Here is a 16,526-nt window from a genome sequence, read left to right on the forward strand (position 1 = left end):
GGGGGATCATTTCATCCCGAATGGTTCGGCATTCTTGATCTGCCGCAAGGCCGGATGCGTGTTGTCATGTATTTTGCACCTGCAGCATGATAGGATTGCGGCGCAGCAGGAAACGAGGCCGGGACCATGTTCAAACGCCCGCTTGAGACGCTTTTCAACCCCACCGGCATCGCCGTGTTCGGCGCCAGTGAATCGGCCACGAGCGTGGGCTCGAAAGTGCATGCGAACCTGGTGGCGGGCGATTTCGACGGGGCCATCGTACCGGTCAATCCGAAATACGAGGAGGTGCGCGGGGCGCGCTGTTACGCGAAGATCGCGGATGTGCCGCAGAAGATCGACCTGGCGGTGATCGCGACACCGGCGCAGACGATTCCGGGTATCCTGCACGAGCTGGGCGAGGCGGATGTGCCCGCGGCGATCGTGCTGTCGGCGGGGTTTCGCGAGGCCGGCGCCGAGGGCCGGGCGCTGGAGGCGCAGCTGAAGGAGGCGGCGAAGAAGGCCGGCGTGCGTTTCATGGGGCCCAATTGCGTGGGGCTGGTGCGGCCCTGGTTGGGGATGAACGCGACCTTTCTGAATTCCGGCGCGCCGAAGGGGCGGCTGGCGGTGGTGTCGCAATCGGGCGCGCTGTGTTCGGCGATCGTGGACTGGGCCGAGCCGCATCACCTGGGGTTTTCGGCCATCGTCAGCCTGGGCAATTCGGCCAACGTGGATTTCGGCGACGTGCTGCACCACCTGTCGACCGATCCGAAGACGGATGCGATCCTGCTTTATGTCGAGGGGATCAACAACGCGCCGGGGTTCCTGAGCGCGCTTCGGATCGCGGCGCGGTCGAAGCCGGTGATCGTGCTGAAATCGGGGCGGCATGCGCAGAGCTCGAAGGCGGCGAACACGCATACTGGGGCGCTGATCGGATCGGATGCGGTGTTCGACGCGGCGCTGTCGCGTTCCGGCGCGGTGCGGGCGAGCACGTTCGGCCAGCTGTTTGCCGCCGCCGAGATCCTGTCAGCGGGCAAGCGCGTGGGCGGCAAGCGGCTGGGCATCGTGACCAACGGGGGCGGCGCCGGTGTTCTGGCCGCGGACCGGGCGGGTGACCTGGGGCTGGACGTGGCGGCGCTGTCGGAGAAGAGCATCAAGGTGCTGGACGGGATCCTGCCGCCCTATTGGAGCCGGGGCAACCCGGTGGACATTCTGGGCGACGCGGCGGCCGAGGAATACGGCACGGCGGTGAAGACCTGCCTGGAGGATCCGAACCTGGACGGGGTCCTGGTGATGCTGACCCCGCAGGCGATGACCGAGGCCAGCGCCGCCGCGCAGGCGGTGGTGGACGCGGTGCCGAAGCGCGGCAAGAAACCGGTGCTGGCCTGCTGGATGGGCGAAACCTCGGTCGCGGAGGCGCGGCGGGTGCTGAGCGAGAACGGCGTGCCCGATTTCATCACGCCCGAGCGCGCGGTCGAGGCGTTTTCCTACCTCGCGCAGCATCAGCGCCACCAGCGGCTGGCGCTGGAGGTGCCGGGACCGCTGACCGACGTGGCCGAGCCCGACCTCGTGGGCGCGCGGATGATCATCGACACGGCGTTGCGCGAAGGCCGCGACATGCTGAACGATATCGAGAGCAAGGCGATTTTGCGCACCTTCCACATTCCCACCAACATGACGATCGAGGCCGAAAGCGCGGCCGAGGCGCTGGTGGCGGCCGAGACCGTGGGCTTTCCGGTGGCGATGAAGATCCTGAGCCCGCAGATCAGCCACAAATCCGACGTGGGCGGCGTGATGCTGAACCTGATGACGGCGGGCGATGTCATGGCGGCCTTCCGCCAGATCACCGAGCGGGCGAAGGAACTGCGCCCCGAAGCGGTGATCGAGGGCGTGACGGTGGAGCGGATGGCGCAGGTGGAGGATGCGCGCGAACTGGTGGTCGGGGCGAGCCGCGACCCGGTCTTCGGCCCGGCGATCATGTTCGGGGCGGGCGGCACGATGGTAGAGATCCTGCGCGACAACGCGGTGGCGTTGCCGCCGCTGAACGCGGTGCTGGCCAATCGGCTGATCGACCGGACGCGGGTGGCGCGGCTGCTGGATGCGTTCCGCGACCGCCACGCGGTAAAGCGCGAGGCGGTGGTCGAGGTGCTGCTGCGCGTGTCGGACATGGTGTGCGAGTTGCCCGAGATCGTCGAGCTGGACCTGAACCCGCTTTTTGCCGGGCCCGAGGGGGTGCTGTGCGTGGATGCGCGGATCATGATCAAGCGTCCGCCGAGCAAGGACGGGCCTTATGACCACATGGCGATCCACCCCTATCCGCGCCACCTGGTGCAGGAAAGCCACCTGTCGGACGGGCAGGTGCTGACCATCCGGCCGATCCGGCCCGAGGACGCGCAGAGCGAGGCGGGGTTCGTGCGGGACCTGTCACCGCAGGCCAAGCGGTTCCGCTTCATGGGGACGATCAACGAGCTGAGCCCGGAGATGCTGGCGCGGTTCACGCAGATCGATTACCGCACCGAGATGGCGCTGGTGGCGCTGGTCGGGCCCGAGGGGCGGCAGGCGCAGATCGGGGTGGCGCGCTATGCCATCAACCCCGACCGGCGCAGTTGCGAGTTCGCCATCGTGGTGAGCGACGAGGTGCAGCACCAGGGGATCGGCACGCGGCTGATGAAGGCGTTGATCGATGCGGCGCGAGATCACGGGCTGGCGGTGATCGAGGGCACGGTGCTGCGCGAAAACGCCCCGATGCTGCACCTGATGGAAGAGCTGGGCTTTGCCGTGGAGCCGGTGCTGGAGGATCGCGAGATCGTCTGGGTGCACAGGGAGCTTTGAGGAGAGCGTTGCCATGCTGGCCTATATTTCACATCCCGATTGCATGGAGCACGACACCGGGCGGCTGCATCCTGACCAGGCCGAGCGGCTGTCGGCGATCGAGAACCAGCTGATCATGTCGGGGCTGGATTTCGTGCTGCGCCGCGCTGATGCACCGCGCGTGACGCGCGCGCAGCTGGAGCGCGTGCATGACAAGGCGTATCTGGACCGGATCTATGCGATGGACCCGGTGACCGAGCCGGTGGAGATCGACGGCGATACGGTGATGTCGCCCGGCACGTTGCGCGCGGCCGAAAGGGCCGCGGGCGCGGGCGTTCTGGGCGTGGACATGATCATGGCGGGCGAGGCGCACAGCGCGTTCTGCGCGGTGCGCCCGCCGGGGCACCATGCCGAGCGGGGCCGGGCGATGGGGTTCTGCCTGTTCGACAATATCGCCGTGGCGGCGGCGCATGCGCTGGAGGCGCATGGGCTGCACCGGGTGGCGATCGTGGATTTCGACGTGCATCACGGCAACGGGACCGAGGATATTTTCCGAGACGAGCCGAGGGTTCTTTTCTGTTCGTCGTTCCAGCATCCGTTCTATCCCTTCACCGGGCACGAAAAGGAGACCGCGAACCTGGTCGATGTGCCGCTGAGCGCGGGGGCGGGAGGTGCCGAGTTCCGCGCCGCGGTGCACGAGCACTGGGTTCCGGCGCTGGAGATGTTCCAGCCGGAGTTCCTGTTTATCTCGGCCGGGTTCGATGCCCATGTCGCCGATGACATGTCGCATCTGCAGTTGACGGACGCGGATTACAAATGGGTGACCGAGCAGTTGCTGGCGGTGGCGCGGAAGTCGGCGCAGGGGCGGGTGTTGTCGATGCTGGAAGGCGGCTATGAGCCGGCCGCGCTGGCGCGCAGCGTGGTGGCGCATATGAACGTGCTGATCGGCTGAGGGCGGCTGCCGGTCCCGGGCGTCGCGCACAGCCTGGTGGCAGGCTTGGGGACAGGCTTTATCGCCGTCCGTCGCAGGCGAAAACCACAGCGCGGTTCATGGGAGGTTGGTGACGGGCGATGCTTTTGGAGGTGGCTGCCCTGGTATTTCGGGCCATGATGAGACGGAGCCGGGAGCGTTACACGGATTTGCGGTGTATCAAGGTGCGTGTGGCGTATCGCCGTTTACCTGGGTTTCACTGGGAAGAGAAATCGAAGGGCGGGTAGCGGGGAACGAGATGATTGGACGTAGTTTGGTTTTCATGGCGGGTGTTGCGTCGCTTCTGGGTTTCACGCCGGCATCCGCACAGAACACGATCGACAACAGGCTTGCGCCCGGTCAGCCCCCGGTGATCATCGCCTATCGCTCGGAGAGCGGAGGCATCGCCCCGGAAAACTCGCTGGCCGGTATTCAATACGCGATCGACCGGGATGTCGATATGGTGGAGTTCTGCACACGACCGACCCTCGACGGGGGGTATATCCTGATGCACTACCCCTACCTGACCGATACCACGAACGTGGCCGAGGTCTTTCCCGATGGGGCGCCGGCTCTTGGCGGCCGCGCGCTTGCCCGTCGCCATATGACCTTTGACTATACGCTTGAAGAGATCGCGCGGTTGCGTCTGAAGGATCCCGAGGGTGGGAACCACCCGGTTCCGACGCTGGATGCCGCGCTGGATCTCAGCCAGGGACGGCTGTTGGTGATCTTGCATTTGCAACGATGGGACGATGCGACCCTGTTGCCGTTGCTGGAACGCTATGACGGCAGCAATATCCTGTTCTTCAGCGACGACCGCACGAAACTGAAAAAGACCGCCGCCGCGGCGGGGATCGGCGTTACGGACAACCTGACCAGAGAGGCGGATGTTTTCCGTGGCCTCGAGAAGCTGATCGAGATGTATGGGCCGTGGCTCAGAATGGTCGAAGTGACCAGCCGTCAGCTTACGCCCGCGTTCCTGGAGACGGCGCAAACGCATGGCGTGCGAGTCATGCTTCGCGGAGACCGGCACGAGGACGGGGGATTGTGGCAAGGAGACACGGGCCCCTGGAGGGACGCTTTGGGCAGTGGTGCGGCGGCCTTCATGACCAGGCATCCTGACAAAGTGCTCAAGCTTTTGGAGAGGTAGGCGGGGACGGGTCGACGCCGATGCGGTTGGGTCGATGGCGTTGCCGTGGGTTGATTTTCGCGGCGGGCTCTGGTCTGAGGCGGGCATGGCACGCACTTTGACGAGCACCGCGAAAATCGCCGTTGGAAGCATCCTGGTGGGCCTGGCCGTGCTGGGGCTGAAGGCGCTGGCGTGGTGGATGACCGGCTCGATCGCGCTGTTGTCGGATGCGATGGAAAGCACGGTGAACGTGGCCACGGCCATCGCGGCGCTGATCGCGATCCGGGTGGCGGCACGGCCGGCGGATTCGAACCACCCGTTCGGGCATCATAAGGCCGAGTTCATGAGCGCGGTGCTGGAAGGGGTGATGATCATCATCGCCGCTCTGCTGATTTTCCGCGAGGCGGTGCAGGGGTTCCTGGAGCCGCGGGTGCTGGATGCGCCGCTGGAAGGGCTGGCGGTGAACGTGGTGGCCAATATCCTGAACGCTGTCTGGTGCTGGGTTCTGATCACGCGGGGACGGGCGCTGCGCTCGCCCGCGCTGGTGGCCGATGGCAAGCACCTGCTGAGCGATGTGATTTCATCGGTGGGTGTGACGGCGGGGGTGCTCTTGGCGATCCTGACGGGGTGGTGGGTGCTGGACCCGGCGCTGGCGGCGCTGGTGGCGGTGAATATCCTGTGGTCGGGCTGGAAGGTGATGACCGCATCCCTGAGCGGGCTGATGGACGAGGCGGTGCCCGAGGGTGAACTGGAGATGATCCGCGGGGTGATTTCCGAGGCGGGGGAAGGCGCGATCGAGGCGCATGACCTGAAAACACGCCACGCCGGGCAGGCGACATTTATCGAGTTTCACTTGGTCGTCGACGGGCAGGCGACGGTGACCCAGGCGCATGACATCTGCGACCGGATCGAGAAGGCGCTGAAGGCGAGGGTGCCCGATGCGCGGATCACCATCCACGTGGAGCCCGATGACAAGGCCAAGCATTCCGGGGTTGTCGTGCTCTGAAAGCCGGTTCGATGGCCATTATGGGCGGGCGTTTGCCGAAATGTGGGTCTGGCCGGGCGGCGTGCAACGCGCCGGTTGGCGGTTCGCGTTGGCGGCTATACGCTGGCTTCGTCACAATTTTGCCCATGTGATCCTTATGATTGTGTCGAAACCTGGAAAAAGAGGGAAAGCGGACAGATGAAACACACATCGAAAACGATCTTGAAAGCCTCGACCATCGCCCTTGCGGTGCTTGGGGTTGGTGTCGCTGCGTCCGTTTCCATGGTGGCGAGTGAGGTGCATGCCAAAGGCAACGGTGGCGGAAACGGCGGCGGCAATGGCGGCGGTAACGGTGGCGGAAACGGTGGCGGTAACGGCGGCGGCAACGGCGGCGGAAACGGTGGCGGCAACGGCGGTGGCAATGGCGGCGGTAATGGCGGTGGCCATGGTGCCGGCAACGCTGGCGGACATGGCAACGGCCAGGCGCATGGCGTTGGTCACGGTGTGGGCAAGGGTATCGGACATGCCAAGGGCCACGCAAAGGGCGCCAGCAGCAAGTCGGCCAAAGGCAAGAGCGCAACTGCGCGGGGCAAAAGCGCCTCGAACCCGGGACGCGGCGCGATCGCGTCTGAAATGAAAGGCCTCAATGCCGTTCATGCAAGCGCAACCGCCTTTGCGAACGCATCGCCCAACAGCATGGTCGGGCAGATCGCGTCGTATAGCGAGGCGCTGGACAGCCTTGCCGAGGCAAAGGACGCCCAGGAGAATGCCGACAGTGCGGTCGAAGAGGCACAGGACGCGGTGAACGAGGCAAAAGACGCTGTCGATGAAGCGCAAACCGCCGTCGACAACGCGCAAGATGACGACGCGCTGGCCGCGGCGCAGAAAGACCTGGACGAGGCCGAGGACGCGCTTGCCGATGCCGAGGAGGACCTGGCGGAAGCCGAGAAGGCCGCGGAAAACGCCGAGAGCGACCTTGCCGATGCACAGGATGACGTGGATGAAACCGGCACGGCGCTTGGTCTCGACTCGCTGTCCGAGGCGGCGCTTGACGCCTTTCACGACGAGTTGGCGAGCAAGTAGACCGGGCATGACGGACCCATTTCGTTGACCGGCGACCATTGCGGGGGACATTGGAATGCTACGCAAACGAATAGGGATGCCGAACCTGATGGTTTTCCTGCTGTGCGCGGGTCTGCTGGCCGCGACGGTATCAGCTGTCCGCGCACAGGAGCCGACGACAGGGATAACGGCCACTGAGGCGCCGCAGGCCGATACGGCGGAGGGGGCTGTGGAACGGCCCGGCCGGGATGAGGCCCTGGCCGTTCAATACGAGCGTTCGCTGCGGATGGCGCTGGGCGTTTGTTTCGAACCTCCGGCCGATGTCGCGGAGGATACCGATGTGCAGATCGGTTTCGATCTTGATGCGCAGGGGCGGCTCTCGGGCCTTCCCGCGCTGATCGGCGGGGCGGATGTAAGCGGGGATATGCGGCGTCTATACCTGGCCGGGGCGATGGCGCTGGACAGGTGCACGCCCTACCCGCCGGACGGCGCGGGCGCGCGGTTCGAGGCGGCTTTTTCGCGCGATGGTATCAAGGCGATCCGGCGGGTCACGCCGCCGGGTGGGAACGGTACGCGATCCGAACAGCGGGCCGCGGTAGCGGTGCACAAGCCGGGAGATCAGGAAACCGAGACGGCGCTTGCGCTGGATCGCAGCCAGCGGCGAGAAGTGCAGCGGCGACTTCAGCTGCTGGGCTTTGATCCCGGGGGCGTCGATGGCGTTTTCGGGCAGAATACGCGGGATGCAATCGCGGCCTGGCAGGAAGACAAGGGATTTCCCGGCACGGGATATCTGGGGGCGGTTCAGCTTCTGGCGCTGAATGCCCAAAGCCAGGCCGAATACGCGCAATTCATCGCGACGCCCCCGAAGAAGAAAACCCGCAAGAAGCGGCGGGTCAAAGTCTGCCGCCAGATCGGTCTGCTGGGGCTGCGCCAGTGCTGGCACGAATACCGCTGAGCGCGCGCGGCCGTTCGTAGCCCTGGTGGTCGGAATGCGATGCCGGGCTGCGATCGAAAAGGCAGAACCCATGCGAAATTCGCAGACCTTCGTCCGATGTGGGGCGGGTTTCAATTGTGTAAACTCATTCCGATAATTCAGATGCCAGCACGCGTTCAGGACCTGGCCCGGAGCCGGTGTGAGCGCAAAATTTGTTGTGGGGAGCCATGAAACCGGGATTGTCGCAGTGGAAGCTGTTGATTTGCGTTGCCCTGGCGACGGCATTCCTGCTGCCGTCTCCGTCTGAAACGCTGTCTCCTTTCGCTGCAACGGCCGCGTTCGCCAAGGGAGGCGACGATGGCGGCGGCGATGACAGCGGCGGCGACGACAGTGGTGGCAGTGGCAGCGGTGGCAGTGGCAGCGGTGGAGATGACAGCGGTGGTGACGACAGCGGCGGCGATGATGGTGATGGTGACTATGGTGGCGGCGGCTATGGAGGCGGCGGTGGTGACGATGGCGATGGTGACGACGGCGATAGCGATGACGGTGACGACAGCAGCAGCTATAGTGGCGATGACGATGATGGAAACAACAGCGGTGGTGTAACTGCCAGGGACGCCGGAAATGCGGGATCCGCAGGGCGGGCGGCCCAGTTCCAGAGCCTGCCCAATGGCGCGCGGCTGGTGTTTCCGAACGGCAGTCGCGAGGAAATCCGCAGTGGTAGATTCCAGCGCATTTCGCCGTCAGGGCGTGTGGTGGAGCAGCGGGCCGCCCGCGGTTCGGATGTTGCACGCTTCAAGGCGCATGCGAAATCGGGCCGTGCGCCGAAGGGCAAATCGGCAAAGCCGATCGGGTCGCGGGTGGTGAAAGTCGTCTATCGCGGCCGGGACGTGGATGTTTTCTATTCGAATGGCTGGCGCGAGAGTATCCGCTCGGGCAGCTACAGGATGCGTGACGCCTATGGCCGCTCGGTGGTATCGCGGCCGGCGACCGAGGAAGACCGCAAAAGGCTGGGACGTTTCCGGAAGTAGCCGGCGGGTCAGGGCGACTTGTTCCAGGCCTTGTGCGCGATCAGGGCGGCCTCGACCCGGTTGCGGGCGTGCAGTTTGCCAAGGATGCCCGTCATGTAGTGCTTGACGGTTTTTTCCTGCAACGAAAGCTCATCGGCGACTTCACGGTTGCTTTTGCCGACCGCGACAAGGCGCAGGATGTCTTCTTCGCGCTTGGTCAGGTCGTCGATGGGGTTTTTCTCTTTTTCTTTCGGGGTCTGCATGATCTTGAGGACCTGTGCAGCCAGTCCGGGTGAAACATGCGCTTCGCCGCGGGCGACCCCGCGGAGAATGCGGCGGAGCTCATCTGCGGAGACGCCCTTGAGAACGTAGCCGATCGCACCCGCCTGCAGGGCGGCGGTGACATCGGTGTTGTCCTCGGACACCGTGAGCATTGCCACGTGGGAGGCGAGTTGACCGTCGACGATCCGCTTGGCCGCGGTGATCCCGTTGCCGGGCATCGACAGGTCGAGCAGCGCCACATCCGGGCGGTGCTCCTGCGCGAGGGCGACCGCCTCGTCGGCGGAACTGCCGACGCCGGCGATCTCGAACTCCCCGGTTTCCGTGATGCTCTGGATCAGTCCTTCGCGGAAAATCGGGTGATCGTCTGCCAAGATAAGCTTGATGGCCATGCCTAGTCCTCTCTTGCGAGTTCGAGGGTCAGGGTTGTACCCGCACCCGGCGCGGTTTCGAACGAGATTTGCCCGCCGATGCTTTCGGCGCGGTCGCGCAAGCCGATCAACCCCTGACCGCCGTCGGTGCGCAGCTTGAGTGCTGTCTCGGGATCAAAGCCCGCGCCTTCGTCGCGAATGGCGATGCGCACGCTCGTGGGCGTGCCGGTGACGCTGACCGCGGCCTCTTCCACGCCGCCATGGCGGAACGCGTTCGAGAGGCCTTCCTGGAGGAAGCGGTAGATGCAGAGTTTCTCGGTGTAACCCATCTGCTGGGGCTCGGATCCGGAGAAGGCGGTGGTGACGCGGGCGGAGGTCTGTTTTTCGTGCTCTGAGACGGCGCGGTGGACCAGTGCGGCCATGTCGAGGTTTTCGAGGTCGGGCAGGGCGAGCCCGCGCGAGATCGTGCGGATCTCTTCCAGCGCCTTGTCGAGGGAACTGCGAATTTCGTCGCGCGCGCCGGGCCGGGCATCGGGGCCGAAGGCGGTATCGAGCCGGAGCGCAGCCAGTGAGAGATATTGCGCCGGGCCGTCGTGAAGATCAGAGCCCACGCGCCGAATGGCCTGTTCCATCTGGGCGGTGGCGCGCAGGTTGGCGTTGATCGCGCGGCGGCGCAGTTGAGCGTTCTGAGCGGCGAGCTGCTGGGACGCCCTGAGCTGGGCATCGAGCTGACGGTGCTGATCCCGGATCGTGTGCCCGCCGGCCTGCACGATCCCGAAGAGGAGCAAGCCGCTGGCCATGAAGGCCGAGCCGACAACGAGCCAGCTTTTGCGCTTGGCGTCGGTCAGTTCGATGGCAAGCTGGTCGGCCTTCTCGTAGAACTCGGCCACGGCGATGACCCGGCCGCTGAAGACCTCGTGAATGGGGCTGTAGACCTCGAGCAGGGGAACACCGAGCTGTGCCTCGCCGGCGTCCTCGTGATCGTTGAGATCCTCGAAAGAAGCGGCGAATTTTCCCGAGAGGGCGGCGAGCAGATCGTCGGAGGGCTCGAATTGCCGCCCGATCAGGCTCGGATCGGACGCATGCACGATCATCCCGCCTTCTTTCCAGATCTTGTAGGAGACGATCCGGTCGCTGAGCGCGGTATTCGAGAAGATTTCCACCATCGCGAGCTGTGCCGGTTCGGACAGGTTATCGCCTTCGGCGAGGTCCTGGGTGAGCGGGGAAATGAAGCTTTCCATGTAGTTGGCGGCGATGATCGCGAAATTCTGCACCGCGGCCTGTTCGATCCGGTTCGACACCCAGGAGCCAACGGCCAGCATCGCCACGGCCATGACAGCGCCACCGGCCAGCCGGAACTGGCCGGGCAGCGTGAGACGGCTCCAGTGTCTGAGTGGTCCGTTGGCTTTCATTACCGGGAGTCTAGCCTCAAATCGTACAACTGGTAGGGACTTTCGTCTTATGAACGGCAAGTGGCAACGGCAAAGGCGGGACCGTGGCCAATGAGGGCGACTTTGGTCTGAACGGGGCAGGGACTTTCGGGCCGATGATCGCCGGACCTGGGACGGTGCAACGATTCGGCGAGGTGGGCCATTCTGAGGGCATCAGGTAACCGATGGAGATACCGATGAAACCCGCATCTATTCTTGGAACGACAGCGATCCTGGCCCTGCTGGCACTTGCGCCCGGGGCCGTTTCGGCCGCCCGCAGCGTGGACGGCCCGGAGATACGCAGCTTTGACGCCCCGGCCGGTATGGTTCTGGCACAAGGCGGGCTGGCCGACGACATGCCCGGCGATGACCGCGGCGGACGCGGGCGCGGGCGCGGTGCCGATGATGGCCCCGGCGATGACCGCGGTGGACGCGGGCGCGGCGCCGACGATGGGCCGGGTCATGACCGCGGTGGACGTGGTCGCGGTGCCGACGATGGGCCGGGTGACGATCATGGTGGGCGTGGGCGCGGTGGCGATGACGGCCCCGGCGACGATCACGGCGGACATGGGCGCGGCGGCGACGATCATGGCGGCGGCCACGGCGGCGGGCATGGCGGCCACGGCGGTGACGATGGTGGCGGTCACGGCGGTGGGCATGGCGGCCATGGTGGTGATGATGGCGGCGGGCATGGTGGTGACCATTCGTCGATTGCGCCGCTGCTGCCAGAACCGGCCTTTGCCACGCTTCTGCCGGAAGTGGCGACGCGCGAGAGCTTCGATGTCGCCAAGCGCGGGCGTTCGAAGTCGCGGATTCCCGGTGGGTCGGGCTGTGACGATCCGCATGACCTGATCGAGCACCCCGAGTGCAGAGGGTGACAACGGTCCCGTTGGACCGGCCCTGACCCGGGGCTGGTCCATCCCCCCAGGGGCGGTGCGGCGGTTACGCCGTGCCGCCCCGCTTTTTGTAGTGTCGTGGCTTATCAGAAATCGAAGCGGATGCCGAAATCGGCAACGACGTTGCCCGCGACCGAGGCGACACCGCCCTGAACTGTCGCGCCACCGCCCAGATCGTGGCTGAGACCCAGCCCGAAATCCTCGCGGCCCCTGGTTGCGGAAAAGGCCGCCAGAACCTCGGTGGTGGCCGAGATTTCCCAGTTGAGAGAGGCGCCAAGCACGGTGCCCGCATCTTCCCGGGCGGCGATGAGGCCGGCCTTTCCCCATTCGAAATCGTGGGTGTAGGCAAGAACGGCGAGACCGTCGTCTGCCCGGCGGTTCGACGACTGGTAACCGATGGCGATCGTGCCTTGCCCCGTGGAATAGGCGAGGTGCGCTGCCGTCCGGGATCGGCCCCTGGTGTCGGAATGCGATGCGGCGACCTGAACGGCCCCCCGAGAATAGCGCAGGCTGACACCATCCCGGCCCGGGCCGGAGCTGTCGTATTCGTCGAAGCCGGCACGCAGGACCTGGGCCTGGTTCATGAGATCCGTCAGCCCCGGTTCGGCGCCATAGAACCCGGGCATCGTGTCGATCGCGCCCGCAACATTGCCGACGTCGAAGCGGAGCGGCCCCGACCGCAAGGTGAACCGCGCCCCGTTGAACATGGCGGTGCCGCCGTCATCTGCCTGCAGGCGCAGGCGAAAGGACAGTTCGAGCCCGTTGTCTGCGCTGGTTTCGCCGTCGAGGCTGAGACGCAACCGCGATGTCGGTTCCAACTTGCCCTTGGACTCGTCATAAAACGCGCCGAAACGGCCGTAGCCGTCGAAGCGTAGCTCGGCCACTGCCGGAATCGCGAGCGTTGCGCCGATCAGGGCGGCGAGTGTCGCCGTTCTCATGTGCCTACCTCGTACCCACGGACCTGTTCGCCGGTCACTTATGGAAAAAGCCCGTCCAGCATTAACCGGACGGGCCATTTCCGGGACCAGACCAAAGTCTGATCTTTTCCTTCCGCGCGTCATGCTGCGCGGGCCAGCGTGCGGGCCTGCAAGGCGAGTTTCGTTCCCTCGACCAGCCGCAGGCGGCGCATGGTCGGCATGAAGCGGTTCCAGCGCGAAACCTCGCCCAGGGCGGCCATGCCGATGCAGTATTTGGAGCATTTCTTGGTCGGCCGGGCCTGCATGGCGCGCAACGCCTTGTCCGCGAAGCCGCGTCCGAGGGCGGACTTGGTTTCGACGATGAACACGTCCTGCGGGGCGTCGAGCGATTTTTCCGCCGTGCGGAACCTGAGCTGCCCGTCGATCGTCATCCGTTCGCCGCCCGATTTCGCGACAAGCGTGATCCGCTGGTACTGGATGTCGAGGGCGGCGCGCAGGTCATACTCGAACGGTTTGCCGTAATGGCCGGAATAGATGCCGGCGGCATAGGCGTAGGCGCCGGGCGTCAGTGCGCCCAGGTTGGCGGGGTCGTAGGACTGGCGGTTCTTGATCGTCATGCCGCGGCGGCCCTTGACCTTGACCTCGAGAAAGCAGAGCCCGGCATCGGAATAGCGGCGCACCCGCACCTTGAAGCCTTTGCGCAGCCCCTGGTGGTGTTCGTAATAGGCGCTGCGCGCGGGATCGTCGAAATAGCGGGTGTCGTAGGTGAAGGCCCGGCGGTCCTCGATTTCGAGGATGTCGAACTCCTCGAGCAGGGCCGGCCGGATGCTTTCGAGCGACCAGCGATCGACCACGTACTTGTTGTCGATACGCGACATCATTTCGGCCTTCTGGTTCAGCGCATCGAGCGAGATGGGGGTGAATTCATCCGTCAGCCACCGGAGCGCGCTGTCCTGGCAATGCATTTTCATCATGTTCATGGGAGGGCTCCTCAGTTGCGGTAGAAGACGTTGATGCGGGCCATGTCGTTGACGTAGTTCAGTTCGACGATCTGGAAGGTCATCACGTCGACCCCGAGCCGTTCGGACAGGGCGGCGCGGGTCTTTTCGGTGTCCGAAAGGATCTCGGGGTCGATGGCGTCCAGGGTCAGCTTGGCTCCGTGAGCGGATTTGAGCATACTGGGATGATCCAGCACCCAAGCGGCCAGCAGGACGAAGGCGGTGATCAGGAAGACCATCATCAGGCCGGTGCCGACGACCGAGCAGATCACGGCGATGGCGATCGCGCCGAAGAAATACGCGATTTCGATCTTCTCGATCTGTTCCGATCGCAGGCTGAACAGGGCCAGGATCGCGAAGAGACCGAAGCCCGCGGCCACCGAGAACTGCACGCTGGACAGGATGGTCAGCACGGCGAAGGCGAAGATGTTGAACATCGAGGCCGTGGTGGCGAGTTCGCGGTCGCGGTAGCGGCGGTAATACAAGCCGAAGATCAACACGCCCATCGCGGCGACATCGATCAGGAACCTGGCGAGAAGTTCCCAGACGGGGGCAAGAATTTCAAACATTGATGGGTCTTTCCTGGTGTTGGGGATCCGACGACCCGGACCGCCGCGTTACATTTCCGTTACAGAACTGTCACAAAGCGATGGGGCGGGCTTCGGCACGAGGTCCGCCCAAAGTTCGGACCAATGTCCGAGCGCGTGTCCGCGCTTCGTCCGATCATCTTTGGTGGGTGTGTTGCATTGGTGCCGATCCCGGATCGGCAGGGTCTGGTGCGCCGGGGGCGGCTGTGGTTCTATCGCGCAAAACCGGGAGGACGCCCTTGGACCGCAAATTGCTATTGATCATCATCGACGGGGTGCCGCTGCGCAACTTCCGCAGGCTGTTCGGGAATCTTGAAGGCTGGGTGGACAGCGGCGAGGCGCAGCGCTGGGTGCATCGTGCGGTGCTGCCGTCAATCTCGGCCAGTTGCTATGCCTCGATCCACACCGGCGTGAGCCCGCAGGTGCACGGCTGCACCGGCAACGGCAACGTGTTTCGGCTGGCCCAGCCCGACGTGTTTTCACAGGTGCGCAAGGCGGGCGGCGTGACCGGGGCGGTGGCGCATTCGTTCTGGAGCGAGTTCTTCAACCGCGCGCCCTTCGATTACGTGCGCGACATCGAGTATGACGAACCCGAGAGCGACACGATCAACCACGGCCGGTTTCACACCATGACGGGCTATGGCCTGATCAACCAGATGACGCCCTCGGACGTGGACCTGTTCGCGACGCTGACCATGCTATGCCAGCGTTACGGCCTGAATTACGGGATGCTGCATACCTGCACGCTGGACAGCATGGGCCACAGGTTTTTCCACGACTGCCAAGAAATGGACCATGCCTGCGCGGTGATGGACGAGATGCTGGCGCCGTTCATCCCGAAATGGCGGGCGGCGGGATACGAGGTGATCGTGACGGCCGATCATGGCCAGGACGAGCGTGGCCATCACGGCGGGCGGGGCGATCTGCAGCAGCTGACGGCGATGTATTATTTCGGCGAGGGCCGGGGGCCGGAGCGCGATACCGAGATCGACCAGCTGCAGCTGGCGCCGACGATCCTGAGCCGGCTGGGTGCCGAACTGCCCGAAACGATGCGGGGCGAGGTGTTCCTGACCTAGGCCGCCCCCCGGGACGCGCCGCCCACCCACCCGCCCCGTCGCGCCCCGGGGGGCGGGTAGATTTTCGAGCGGTTGGGGCTGCCGCGACCGGTGGGCCAATGAGTATTTTCACCAAGAAAGAGCGAGTGGCGCGTCAGGCCCAGAGATCGGAGACGGTAAAGCCCGCGCCCAGCGGATCGGTGGGGTCGATCATGCTATTGGCCATGCCGGTGATCCAGCCCTGGCCCGAGATCGTGGGCACGATGGCCGGGTAGGGACCGATCTGCGTGATCTCCTCGATGCGGCCGGTGAAGGTGGTGCCGATCGCCTGTGGGGTGGACAGGGGCAGGACAACTTTGTCTTCCGTAGCGGCGATGGCAACGACGTGATCCACGACTTCGACACCGGAATCTGGGGCTCCTGGCATGGGTGCGGCTGGTTCTTCGGGGCGCCGTCGTATGGTGATGTGATCACGCTGGATGTCAAAGGCATCGACAGTTTCGAAGACCTGATGCAGCACGCGGAGCACAAGCGCGGCAGCGTCGTGTTCGATCTGGGCGAAGATGATAGCCTGAAGCTCAAGGGAACCCGGCTTCACCAACTGGATGTGGATGACTTCATCTTTGTCTGAATGTGATGACTGGGCGGGCGGCTGGAAAGAGCCGCCCGCTCAACTCTCCATCCAGATCGTGACCGGCCCATCATTGAGCAGACGCACCTTCATGTCGGCGCCGAACTGGCCCGTCTCGGCCGGTACGCCCAGTGCCGCGAGGTGGCGGGCGAAATGCAGGTAAAGCCGTTCGCCGTCGGCAGGCGCGGCGGCCGTGGAAAACCCCGGGCGATTCCCGCGCGAGGTATCGGCCGCCAGCGTGAATTGCGAAACCACCAGGGCCGAACCGCCGGTATCGAGCACGGAGCGGTTCATCTTGCCGGCGTCATCGGTGAAGATGCGCAGTTTCGAGATTTTCGTGGCCAGCTGTTCGGCCTGCGCCTCGCTATCGCCCTGCATGGCGCAGACGAGGATCAGAAGGCCCGGCCCGGTCTGGCCGATGATCTGTCCGTCGACGGTGACGGAGGCTTCGGTGACACGTTGAAGCAATGCGCGCATCGGGCATC

Annotated in this window: 18 protein-coding genes; 10 read left to right on the forward strand and 8 right to left on the reverse strand. The window is 65.0% G+C overall.

The annotated features are described in order from the left end of the window. The first annotated feature begins 126 nt into the window (after positions 1–126). The 4 genes from E0501_RS11065 to E0501_RS11080 all read left to right on the forward strand — a co-directional run bounded on the left by E0501_RS11065 (position 127) and on the right by E0501_RS11080 (position 5,892). On the forward strand, positions 127–2,808 hold the full coding sequence (locus E0501_RS11065; protein WP_137701420.1) for a bifunctional acetate--CoA ligase family protein/GNAT family N-acetyltransferase: 2,682 nt from the start codon (positions 127–129) through the stop codon (positions 2,806–2,808). A 13-nt stretch (positions 2,809–2,821) separates the two neighbouring features. Further along, positions 2,822–3,739, forward strand: coding sequence for a histone deacetylase family protein (locus E0501_RS11070; RefSeq protein ID WP_137701421.1), 918 nt, complete (start codon positions 2,822–2,824; stop codon positions 3,737–3,739). Positions 3,740–4,016: 277 nt separating this feature from the next. Beyond that, positions 4,017–4,907: a glycerophosphodiester phosphodiesterase family protein gene (locus E0501_RS11075; protein ID WP_137701422.1), complete on the forward strand. Its 891-nt coding sequence runs from the start codon at positions 4,017–4,019 to the stop codon at positions 4,905–4,907. Between the two features lie 85 nt (positions 4,908–4,992). Further along, on the forward strand, positions 4,993–5,892 hold the full coding sequence (locus E0501_RS11080) for a cation diffusion facilitator family transporter (RefSeq protein WP_193555892.1): 900 nt from the start codon (positions 4,993–4,995) through the stop codon (positions 5,890–5,892). Positions 5,893–6,003: 111 nt separating this feature from the next. On the opposite strand, the gene E0501_RS21140 is transcribed toward E0501_RS11080, so the two are convergent. Then, positions 6,004–6,396 carry a hypothetical protein gene (locus tag E0501_RS21140; protein ID WP_161594601.1) on the reverse strand — a complete coding sequence of 131 codons (393 nt, stop codon included), beginning with the start codon at positions 6,394–6,396 and terminating at the stop codon, positions 6,004–6,006. Between the two features lie 171 nt (positions 6,397–6,567). Between E0501_RS21140 and E0501_RS21145 the strand changes: the two genes are divergently transcribed. From E0501_RS21145 to E0501_RS11095, 3 genes are all read left to right on the forward strand, one after another. Then, the gene (locus E0501_RS21145) at positions 6,568–6,954 is read left to right on the forward strand and encodes a hypothetical protein (protein WP_161594602.1); all 387 of its coding nucleotides are present in this window, start codon (positions 6,568–6,570) and stop codon (positions 6,952–6,954) included. Positions 6,955–7,009: 55 nt separating this feature from the next. After that, positions 7,010–7,888 (forward strand): peptidoglycan-binding domain-containing protein, encoded by an 879-nt coding sequence (locus E0501_RS11090; protein ID WP_137701424.1) that lies wholly within the window; start codon positions 7,010–7,012, stop codon positions 7,886–7,888. Positions 7,889–8,094: 206 nt separating this feature from the next. After that, on the forward strand, positions 8,095–8,898 hold the full coding sequence (locus E0501_RS11095; RefSeq protein ID WP_137701425.1) for a hypothetical protein: 804 nt from the start codon (positions 8,095–8,097) through the stop codon (positions 8,896–8,898). An 8-nt stretch (positions 8,899–8,906) separates the two neighbouring features. Here E0501_RS11095 and E0501_RS11100 read toward each other — a convergent pair whose 3' ends face one another. Together E0501_RS11100 and E0501_RS11105 are read right to left on the reverse strand one after the other, a co-directional pair. After that, positions 8,907–9,548: a response regulator gene (locus tag E0501_RS11100; RefSeq protein ID WP_137701426.1), complete on the reverse strand. Its 642-nt coding sequence runs from the start codon at positions 9,546–9,548 to the stop codon at positions 8,907–8,909. A gap of 2 nt (positions 9,549–9,550) precedes the next feature. Further along, positions 9,551–10,939, reverse strand: coding sequence for a sensor histidine kinase (locus E0501_RS11105; protein WP_137701427.1), 1,389 nt, complete (start codon positions 10,937–10,939; stop codon positions 9,551–9,553). A 215-nt stretch (positions 10,940–11,154) separates the two neighbouring features. On the opposite strand from E0501_RS11105, the gene E0501_RS11110 reads away from it, so the two are divergent. Continuing rightward, complete coding sequence (locus E0501_RS11110) at positions 11,155–11,835, forward strand: hypothetical protein (RefSeq protein WP_137701428.1); 681 nt, start codon at positions 11,155–11,157, stop codon at positions 11,833–11,835. A gap of 104 nt (positions 11,836–11,939) precedes the next feature. On the opposite strand, the gene E0501_RS11115 is transcribed toward E0501_RS11110, so the two are convergent. The 3 genes from E0501_RS11115 to E0501_RS11125 form a co-directional block, all read right to left on the reverse strand. Then, complete coding sequence (locus E0501_RS11115) at positions 11,940–12,791, reverse strand: porin (protein ID WP_161594603.1); 852 nt, start codon at positions 12,789–12,791, stop codon at positions 11,940–11,942. Positions 12,792–12,910: 119 nt separating this feature from the next. Beyond that, the gene (locus E0501_RS11120) at positions 12,911–13,750 is read right to left on the reverse strand and encodes a polyphosphate polymerase domain-containing protein (protein ID WP_137701430.1); all 840 of its coding nucleotides are present in this window, start codon (positions 13,748–13,750) and stop codon (positions 12,911–12,913) included. An 11-nt stretch (positions 13,751–13,761) separates the two neighbouring features. Continuing rightward, positions 13,762–14,337 (reverse strand): DUF4956 domain-containing protein, encoded by a 576-nt coding sequence (locus E0501_RS11125; protein ID WP_205123485.1) that lies wholly within the window; start codon positions 14,335–14,337, stop codon positions 13,762–13,764. 257 nt (positions 14,338–14,594) lie between these two features. Here E0501_RS11125 and E0501_RS11130 point away from each other — a divergent pair, with 257 nt between their 5' ends. Beyond that, complete coding sequence (locus E0501_RS11130; protein WP_137701431.1) at positions 14,595–15,431, forward strand: alkaline phosphatase family protein; 837 nt, start codon at positions 14,595–14,597, stop codon at positions 15,429–15,431. Positions 15,432–15,564: 133 nt separating this feature from the next. Here E0501_RS11130 and E0501_RS11135 read toward each other — a convergent pair whose 3' ends face one another. Further along, positions 15,565–15,804, reverse strand: coding sequence for a proline racemase family protein (locus E0501_RS11135; RefSeq protein ID WP_235857816.1), 240 nt, complete (start codon positions 15,802–15,804; stop codon positions 15,565–15,567). On the opposite strand from E0501_RS11135, the gene E0501_RS21150 reads away from it, so the two are divergent. Next, positions 15,796–16,041 (forward strand): hypothetical protein, encoded by a 246-nt coding sequence (locus E0501_RS21150; RefSeq protein WP_170222771.1) that lies wholly within the window; start codon positions 15,796–15,798, stop codon positions 16,039–16,041. The two genes, E0501_RS11135 and E0501_RS21150, sit on opposite strands and share 9 nt — an antisense overlap. Positions 16,042–16,080: 39 nt before the next feature. Here E0501_RS21150 and dtd read toward each other — a convergent pair whose 3' ends face one another. Next, the gene (gene dtd / locus E0501_RS11140) at positions 16,081–16,518 is read right to left on the reverse strand and encodes a D-aminoacyl-tRNA deacylase (RefSeq protein WP_137701433.1); all 438 of its coding nucleotides are present in this window, start codon (positions 16,516–16,518) and stop codon (positions 16,081–16,083) included. Between the last annotated feature and the right edge of the window lie 8 nt (positions 16,519–16,526).

The organism is Marimonas lutisalis (genome assembly GCF_005434965.1).
In the GTDB taxonomy this organism is placed as follows: Bacteria; Pseudomonadota; Alphaproteobacteria; order Rhodobacterales; family Rhodobacteraceae; genus Marimonas_A; species Marimonas_A lutisalis.

Bases quoted from the DNA above. Each gene is read 5' to 3' on its own strand.
- E0501_RS21145 (WP_161594602.1), top strand. From the start codon at position 6,568: ATGGTCGGGCAGATCGCGTCGTATAGCGAGGCGCTGGACAGCCTTGCC.
- E0501_RS11065 (WP_137701420.1), top strand. From the start codon at position 127: ATGTTCAAACGCCCGCTTGAGACGCTTTTCAACCCCACCGGCATCGCC.
- E0501_RS11105 (WP_137701427.1), bottom strand. From the start codon at position 10,939: ATGAAAGCCAACGGACCACTCAGACACTGGAGCCGTCTCACGCTGCCC.
- E0501_RS11115 (WP_161594603.1), bottom strand. From the start codon at position 12,791: ATGAGAACGGCGACACTCGCCGCCCTGATCGGCGCAACGCTCGCGATT.
- E0501_RS11120 (WP_137701430.1), bottom strand. From the start codon at position 13,750: ATGAACATGATGAAAATGCATTGCCAGGACAGCGCGCTCCGGTGGCTG.
- E0501_RS11125 (WP_205123485.1), bottom strand. From the start codon at position 14,337: ATGTTTGAAATTCTTGCCCCCGTCTGGGAACTTCTCGCCAGGTTCCTG.
- E0501_RS11075 (WP_137701422.1), top strand. From the start codon at position 4,017: ATGATTGGACGTAGTTTGGTTTTCATGGCGGGTGTTGCGTCGCTTCTG.
- dtd (WP_137701433.1), bottom strand. From the start codon at position 16,518: ATGCGCGCATTGCTTCAACGTGTCACCGAAGCCTCCGTCACCGTCGAC.
- E0501_RS11070 (WP_137701421.1), top strand. From the start codon at position 2,822: ATGCTGGCCTATATTTCACATCCCGATTGCATGGAGCACGACACCGGG.
- E0501_RS11100 (WP_137701426.1), bottom strand. From the start codon at position 9,548: ATGGCCATCAAGCTTATCTTGGCAGACGATCACCCGATTTTCCGCGAA.
- E0501_RS11090 (WP_137701424.1), top strand. From the start codon at position 7,010: ATGCTACGCAAACGAATAGGGATGCCGAACCTGATGGTTTTCCTGCTG.
- E0501_RS21140 (WP_161594601.1), bottom strand. From the start codon at position 6,396: ATGTCCGATACCCTTGCCCACACCGTGACCAACGCCATGCGCCTGGCC.
- E0501_RS11080 (WP_193555892.1), top strand. From the start codon at position 4,993: ATGGCACGCACTTTGACGAGCACCGCGAAAATCGCCGTTGGAAGCATC.
- E0501_RS11110 (WP_137701428.1), top strand. From the start codon at position 11,155: ATGAAACCCGCATCTATTCTTGGAACGACAGCGATCCTGGCCCTGCTG.
- E0501_RS11095 (WP_137701425.1), top strand. From the start codon at position 8,095: ATGAAACCGGGATTGTCGCAGTGGAAGCTGTTGATTTGCGTTGCCCTG.